Consider the following 6947-nt stretch of genomic DNA (forward strand, 5'->3'; position numbering starts at 1 on the left):
CTGCTCGGCATGTCGGACGAGGCGGGTCCCCGGCTCGTCCACGCCGCACGTGACCTCTTCAAGGCCACCGAGACCTCGCTCGCCAGCAACGCGTACGTCCTGGAGAGCCTCGCGCAGCTCGTCGACGCCAAGCGGGTCCGCCCGGGTCAGGACATCGCGTCCGCGCTGATGGCACACCCCGCGAACCTGTCGGACGAGGAGGTGCAGCACCACCTGCGCCTGATCCTCCTCGCCGGGTACGAGACGACCGCCAACCTCATGTCCAACGTCCTGCGCATGGTGGTCACCGACCCCCGGTTCCGCGGGTCGCTGGCCGGCGGTCAGATGACCCTGCCGGAAGCGGTGGAACAGGTCCTCTGGGACGAGCCCCCGCTGATGGTGTGCCCCGGCCGCTGGGCCAACGGCGACACCACCCTGGGGGGACAGCAGATCAAGGCCGGAGACATGCTCCTGCTCGGCCTCGCCGCCGGGAACGTCGACGAGGCGATCCGGCCGGATCCCTCGACGCCGGTCCATCACAACCGCGCGCACCTGTCGTTCAGCGCCGGCACCCACGAGTGCCCCGGCCAGGACATCGGCCGCATCATCGCCGACACCGGCATCGACATCCTGCTCACCCGACTGCCGGACATCGCCCTGTCGATCCCCGAGGAGGACCTCACCTGGCGCTCCTCCACCTGGGCCCGGCACCTGACGGCGCTGCCGGTGAGCTTCGCCGCCCGCGCCCCCCAGGACTTCGACGTCCCGAGCCCGCTGCCCGCCCCGCCGGCCCCGAGCGTCGGGATGCCGGAGGCGCCGCCGTTGCGGACGGCCGAGCCGGAGCCCGCGCCCGAGCCGGAGCGCCGGCCCGAACCCCGCCCCTCGTGGCGGACGCGGCTCAGGCGCCTCCTGCGGATGAGGTAGGCCGCACGCCGAGGGGGCTCTGCCGACGCCCGTCCGTCGGTATCCCCCTCGCCGAATCAGGGCCGGTGTCGCTGTTCCGGTACGGAGAGGTCCGCGGCGGCGTAACGGGGAGCTCCCGTGTACCAGGCGTGGAGGCCGGACAGGAAGCCGCAGGCCCCCTGGAGCCAGGTCTCCAGTTCGGCCCGCTCGTCGTGGTCGAGACCTGATCGCCTTACCAGCTGCGGCAGTTCACTCTGCCGGAGGTGCTCGAAGTCGCGCAGCCGGGTGTTCACCAGATTCAGGGCGGCGGGCACGGCGTCGTGGAGGGCGATGCCCAGGGACGTACCGAGGACCACGACCAGGTTGTTGACGTCGTGTTCCTCGTGGACCTCCCGCTCGTACGACGCGAGGTCGTTGGCCAGCCCCATGTAGTCCATGAAGGCGTCGAGCAGGGCCCGTACGGTCCGGCTGTGCCGTATCGGCTCGGGTATGCGCGCGCCGGTGGCCAGCTCGACGGAGTACGGGGCGGTGTGGGCGGCGAAGCTGTCGCGCCGGAACGGGGCGTACTCGATCAGGTGGGGGACTCGGGCGGCGCGGCTGTTGGCCAGCTCCTCGACCCCCGCGTCGACGTAGCGCACCAGGGCCCGGTTGAACTCGTGTCGCCAGTGCGCCAGTCGGGGCGGGAAGAAGTGCCGCTGCAGATCGGCGATGCCCCGCTCGACCGGGTTCGACGGCTCGGGCGACCGGGCGCCGTTGCCGAGGTCCGGTCGCAGGAACTCGTGGAGCCGGGCGGTGAAGGCCACGGCGCCGGGCAGGTCACCGGTCTGCTTGAACGCGGCGGCGAAGTAGTCGTCCCAGGCCAACGCCCAGATGTTGAAACGGTGGTTGAGCCGCAGGTCGGCGAACGAGGCGTCGGGCAGGGCCCAGGCGGTCAACTGGTCGACCGTCATGGCATGGAACTGCGACCGGGTCCATATGGGGGGATGGCCCGAGGGCCCTTCCGCACCGTCCAGCATGCCCATCGCGCGCGCCCACGTCTCGCTCTCCTCGTGCAGGGCCGACAGATACGGATTCACCCGCAGTGGATAGGGCATCCACAGCCGGGGCTGCTCGAGAGCACGCACTGTCATGGGGACCAACCTCCTTCTTCGTTCGGCCGCGGAGGGACGCGGTTGGGCTGTGTGCACTCCCGCACGTGGTGACGGCCGCACTGCCGTGACGCCGGACGATGCCCGGCTCGCGGCCCTCCAAACCTGCCCGTCACCAGCGATCGTCAACCCCTCAACTGTTCCTGGCCAGTATTCAGAACAGCTTCATGCGGAAGGAAACGATCCCTCTGGAGAACGTTCCGTAATTCCGCGCAAATTGTCATCACCTTTCCCGGGTGTCTCCGGCCGGGCGCCCGTCGGGCCGCGGGCGAGTACGCGGAGGAGGGGGGCGGCCATCACGACGACGCCCGCCCACATGGCCTGCTGCCAGCCGTCGACGAAGGACTCCTGGGCCGCACGGATCAGGGCCCGCTCGTGGGAGCCGGCCGTGCCCGCCGCCTCGACGGCGTTCGCGACGCCCTCGCGGGCGGTTTCGGCCACCCCGTGGGGGACGCCGTCGAGCCGGGCGCCGTCCCCGCGGCGCAGTTCCCACGCGACGAAACCGACGGGCAGGCTTTGCGGAAGGGGCATACATTGATGCCTATGACGCAAGAAGACGGTGAGCTGGACAGCCTGGTGCGCAAAAGGATCCGCGCCCTTCGCGTCGCTCAGGGCTGGTCCCTCGAAGAACTGGCCACCCGCGCGAACCTCAGCCAGTCCTCCCTCAGCCGCATCGAGAACGGCCGGCGCCGGCTGGCCCTGGACCAGCTGGTCACCCTCGCCCGAGCCCTGGACACCTCCCTCGACCAGCTGGTCGAGACGGCCACCGACGACGTCGTCACCAGCCCGATGATCGACGGCGCCCACGGACTGATGCGCTGGCCCATCAAGGCGGAACCGGGCATGACCGTCGTACGCCAGCGGATGACGGAACCCCCACCGGACAACCCCGCACGCCTGCGTGCCCATCCGGGCCGCGAGTGGCTCGTCGTCCTCTCCGGCACCGCCGTCCTGCTGCTCGGGAACCGCCGCATCCGCGTGGAGACCAACCAGGCCGCGGAGTTCCCCACGATGCTGCCCCACGCCATCGGCGCAGAGGGCGGCCCGTGCGAGATCCTCGGCATCTTCGACCGCGACGCCCGTCGAGGGCACCGGACGGAGAAGGACCCCAGCGGCACGTCGTAGCGGTCCGCGCGGCGGCCCGTGCGACGGCGGTGATACGGCGGACCGCCTCGCCCGTGGGAGCGCCCCTGGTCGGCCGCGCGGATAATCGCGTGCCCCAACCACCGCGGCGCGTTAACGTCGTTCGTATGAACGTCACCGGCCGAAGCCTCACCGCGACCGCGCGAGCGACCAGCTCGCCGGTTGCCGCCGCCTGACCTTCCCCCTCCCACCGGCGACCGGAAACGGCCCGCCGGTGGTTCCGTGGCTCCTCAGCCCGCTTCGACGACCCGCCGGTCCGTTCTCCGGTGCCTCCCTTGCCGTACGCGAAGGAGTCGTCCCATGAAGACCGAGCACATCGCCCGCACGTTCGTCGAGTACTTCGAGGAGCGCGGCCACCGCCGCATCACCGGATCGACACTGCTGCCACCGCCGGGCGACCCGGTCCTGTTCACCACCTCCGGCATGCACCCGCTCACCCCCTATCTGGAGGGGCGCCCCCACCCGATGGGCCGGCGACTCGTCAACGTGCAGCGCTGTCTGCGCACGACGGACCTGGAGGAGGTCGGTGACGCCACCCATCTGACCGTCTTCGAGATGCTCGGGACCTGGTCGCTGGGCGACTACGAGGGCCCCCAGAGCCTCGAATGGGGGTACGGCCTCCTCACCGAGGGCCTCGGCATCGACCCGGGCCTCCTCCACGCCACGGTGTACGCCGGGGACGAGCGGACGGGACAGGACAGCGCCTCGCTGGAACTCTGGCAGAACCGCGGCGTCCCCGTGGAGCTCACCGTCACCGACAACTGGTGGTCCAACGGGCCGACCGGTCCCTGCGGCCCCGACTCGGAGATCTTCCTGTGGAGCGGGGACACCCCGCCCCGCTCGACACCCACCGAGGACGACCGCTGGGTGGAGGTGTGGAACCACGTGATGATGCGCCACCGCCGTCTCGACGACGGCTCCCTCGTCCCGCTTCCCCAGCGCAACATCGACACCGGGCTCGGCCTGGAACGGCTCGCCTCGCTCCTCCAGGGGAAGTCGTCCGTGTTCGAATGCGACGTCTTCGACCCCTGGCGCCGCCTCGTCCCCCTGATCTGGACGCTGGACGAACCCACCCGGCGTCTCGTCCACGACCATCTGCGCTCGGCCGTCGTGGTGAGCGGCGACGGGGTGCGACCCGGCAGCACCGGACGGGGCTACGTGGTGCGCCGCCTGGTCCGCCGCGTGCTCACCGTGCTGTGGCGGGACGACCCGACGCGCGGACTGGGCGACCTGCCGTCCGAGTTGATCGAGCACACCCTGGACCACTTCCGGCAGGACACGGACCCGGGCGAGGTGCGACGGATGCTGCTCGACGAGGAACGCCGGTTCGGACGGCTCCTCGAACGCGGCCGACAGGTGCTCGCCCGCCCGCGGTTCCGGCGCCCGCTGGACGAGGAGGACCTCCGCCACCTCCACGACACCCATGGTCTGCCCCGGGACCTGGTGAGGACGCTGCGCGAGGGGTGAGGGGTGAGGAGTGAGGGTCTGGGGGTCCCCTCCGTGCGACCGGTTCACCCGTGACGGTGGACCCGGTCCGAGCCGCCCACGCGCCCCGGGCCGGTTCGGGCACGGTGATCCCCATGCAACCCCGCCGTACGACGTTCCTCCTGCTCTCCGTACTCCTCACGGCCGGCTGTGTGGCCGTTCCCCACCCGCCGTCGCCCCGGCCTCAGCCCGGGCCCGGAGGGCCGGCGCCTGCCGCCGACCGGCCTCCGGCCCCGATGCCGGTTCCCGCATGGCCGGTGCCCGCGCAACCCGTTCCCCACGAGGAGATCGCCGACACGGAACCGCTGCCCGGCACGTCGGCCGGAAGGACGAGGGGACGGCCGGCCACCCGGGAAGCGGTGGGCGCCGCCGAGGTTCCCGCCGCCGGGCGGTCACCGGAGCGGCGAACGGCACCGCCGCCGTCGCACAGGGGGGCGGCGGCCACGCGGAGTTCGGCGAACTCGCCGAAGCGGGCGAAGCAGACCGCGGGGAAGACCCGTGCACGGACCGAACCCCGGGCGGCGGTGCCGTCCGGGCGAGGGACGCCACGCCCCGCGGCGCCGTCCGCCACGCGCGGTGGACCGCAGCCGACGGGCGCGGGGGCTCCGGCGATGCGTCAACTGTGCCGTCAGGCCGAGGACATCGACGCTCCGATGGGCGCGGCCGACCTGTGCCGCGGGATGTACGGCCGCTGACGGGCGGGCAGGCGCGATCAGGAGGGGCCGGGGGACCAGGCGCGACCAGCGGGATCAGGCGCCGTCCGAACCGGAGTTCAAGGTCTCCAGCGCTTCCTCGGCCCGCTTGGCCATCTCCTCGGCGGGGACGTCCTCGATGTGCGAGGCGACGTTCCAGCGGTGCCCGAAGGGGTCCTCGAACTGGCCGGTGCGGTCGCCGTAGAACTCGTTTTTCACCGCCGACAGTTCTTTCGCGCCCCGCGCGAGCGCCCGGGCGAAGACCGCGTCGACGTCCGACACGTACACGTGCAGGGTGACAGGTGTGCCGCCGATCGACTTGGGGGAGCGGAACCCGATGTCCGGGAACTCGTCCGCGAGCATGATGACCGAGTTCCCGACGGCCAGCTCCGCGTGGCCGATCTTGCCGTCCGGGGCAGGCATCCTCATGCGCTCCTCGGCGCCCAGCACGGCCACGTGGAAGTCGATCGCGGCCGCGGCTCCGTCGACACAGAGGTACGGCGTGACCCGCGGATACCCCTCGGGGATGGGTTGTACGGTCACGATTTCCGCCTTTCCCGACAGAGCGGTCGCCGTCGACCGCCACCTCCGCCCCACTGATATCCCGGCCCCCGCGCCCCGCACCGCAGCCGCGCGGCGGGCGACCACGGGATGCCCCGAAGAGCGGCAGCGGCCACGACGGCGCCCCATTCGGCGCGCTCACCGCGTGCGCCGCTCGGCGGAAGGACTTGGAAGGACTCGGAAGGACTCGGAATACTCGGGAGGTCCGGAGGGAAGCCCGGCGGCGAACCGCGTCCCGGGCCGCCCCGTGAGCCCCCTCCCACGGGTCAGCGGCCGGCGCCGTCTCCGTACCGCCGCAGGTCACGGCGGCGCGCGACATGGCCGCGCCACCCGGCGAGCAGCACCAGCACGGTCCAGGCGAGGAGGCCGCCGATGAGCCCGCCGAGCCGGCCGGCCGCGTCGACCTGGTCGGCCTGTTCCATGGGCACCTTGCCGCGTGAGTCGCGGACGACGGCGAGGCGTTCGCCTACGGCGGGGGCGCCGCTGCCGCGATACACGAACTTCTCCGCGAGCTCCTGGCCGTCGGAGCCGCGCAGGGTCAGTTCGTGGTTCTTGCCGCCGGTGCCGGCGGCGCTGTCGGCCACCACGACGACGTCCTCACGGACCCCGTACCGCTCAAGCGCCAGCTCGGGCGCGTACTGGACCGCGCCGACCAGCACGAACAGCGCCGGTGCGACCGCGAGCAGCACCAGCCAGACGCCCCGGTGCAGCAGGTGCAGCAGCACCCCGAAGGCCAAGCACAGCACCACTCCGGTGCCGATGGCCACCCATTCCGCGCTCGGGACGAGGAACGAGACGCCCGAGACCACAGCGGCCGACCCCCAGACGTACAGCACCAGGGCGAGGGTGCGACCCACCGCCGTACGCGGTCGCGCGGACCGGCGCACGGAGGCGGGCGGGATGCCGACGCCAGGTGCTGCTGCGCTGCCCTGTGTGGCCTCTGACATGCATGTTCTCCTGATTCTGGCCGCCCTCACGGGTGGGGCCGCCGGCGACGGTGCACGATAGCCCACGGGAGGGCGGCCAGAATCAGGAG

Annotated in this window: 6 protein-coding genes and 1 pseudogene; 3 read left to right on the forward strand and 4 right to left on the reverse strand. The window is 72.1% G+C overall.

All coding sequences use genetic code 11. The features are described from left to right. Positions 1–903, forward strand: a pseudogene (locus AOK00_RS20520) (cytochrome P450); the annotation flags it as partial. Positions 904–959: 56 nt separating this feature from the next. Here the strand turns inward: AOK00_RS20520 and AOK00_RS20525 are convergent. Both AOK00_RS20525 and AOK00_RS37325 read right to left on the reverse strand, forming a co-directional pair. Beyond that, positions 960–2012 carry a terpene synthase family protein gene (locus AOK00_RS20525; protein WP_055601754.1) on the reverse strand — a complete coding sequence of 351 codons (1053 nt, stop codon included), beginning with the start codon at positions 2010–2012 and terminating at the stop codon, positions 960–962. A 183-nt stretch (positions 2013–2195) separates the two neighbouring features. Further along, positions 2196–2561 carry a hypothetical protein gene (locus tag AOK00_RS37325; RefSeq protein ID WP_055601755.1) on the reverse strand — a complete coding sequence of 122 codons (366 nt, stop codon included), beginning with the start codon at positions 2559–2561 and terminating at the stop codon, positions 2196–2198. Positions 2562–2573: 12 nt separating this feature from the next. Here AOK00_RS37325 and AOK00_RS20535 point away from each other — a divergent pair, with 12 nt between their 5' ends. After that, on the forward strand, positions 2574–3155 hold the full coding sequence (locus tag AOK00_RS20535; RefSeq protein ID WP_055601756.1) for a helix-turn-helix transcriptional regulator: 582 nt from the start codon (positions 2574–2576) through the stop codon (positions 3153–3155). 318 nt (positions 3156–3473) lie between these two features. Beyond that, on the forward strand, positions 3474–4640 hold the full coding sequence (locus AOK00_RS20540; protein ID WP_055601757.1) for an alanine--tRNA ligase-related protein: 1167 nt from the start codon (positions 3474–3476) through the stop codon (positions 4638–4640). Positions 4641–5407: 767 nt separating this feature from the next. On the opposite strand, the gene AOK00_RS20550 is transcribed toward AOK00_RS20540, so the two are convergent. Both AOK00_RS20550 and AOK00_RS20555 read right to left on the reverse strand, forming a co-directional pair. After that, positions 5408–5893, reverse strand: a complete 486-nt coding sequence (locus AOK00_RS20550) for a VOC family protein (RefSeq protein ID WP_055601759.1) — start codon at positions 5891–5893, stop codon at positions 5408–5410. 284 nt (positions 5894–6177) lie between these two features. Next, positions 6178–6858 (reverse strand): hypothetical protein, encoded by a 681-nt coding sequence (locus AOK00_RS20555; protein ID WP_254047430.1) that lies wholly within the window; start codon positions 6856–6858, stop codon positions 6178–6180. Positions 6859–6947: the final 89 nt, after the last annotated feature.

The sequence above is a fragment of the Streptomyces aureus genome (genome assembly GCF_001418135.1).
GTDB lineage: Bacteria > Actinomycetota > Actinomycetes > Streptomycetales > Streptomycetaceae > Streptomyces > Streptomyces aureus_A.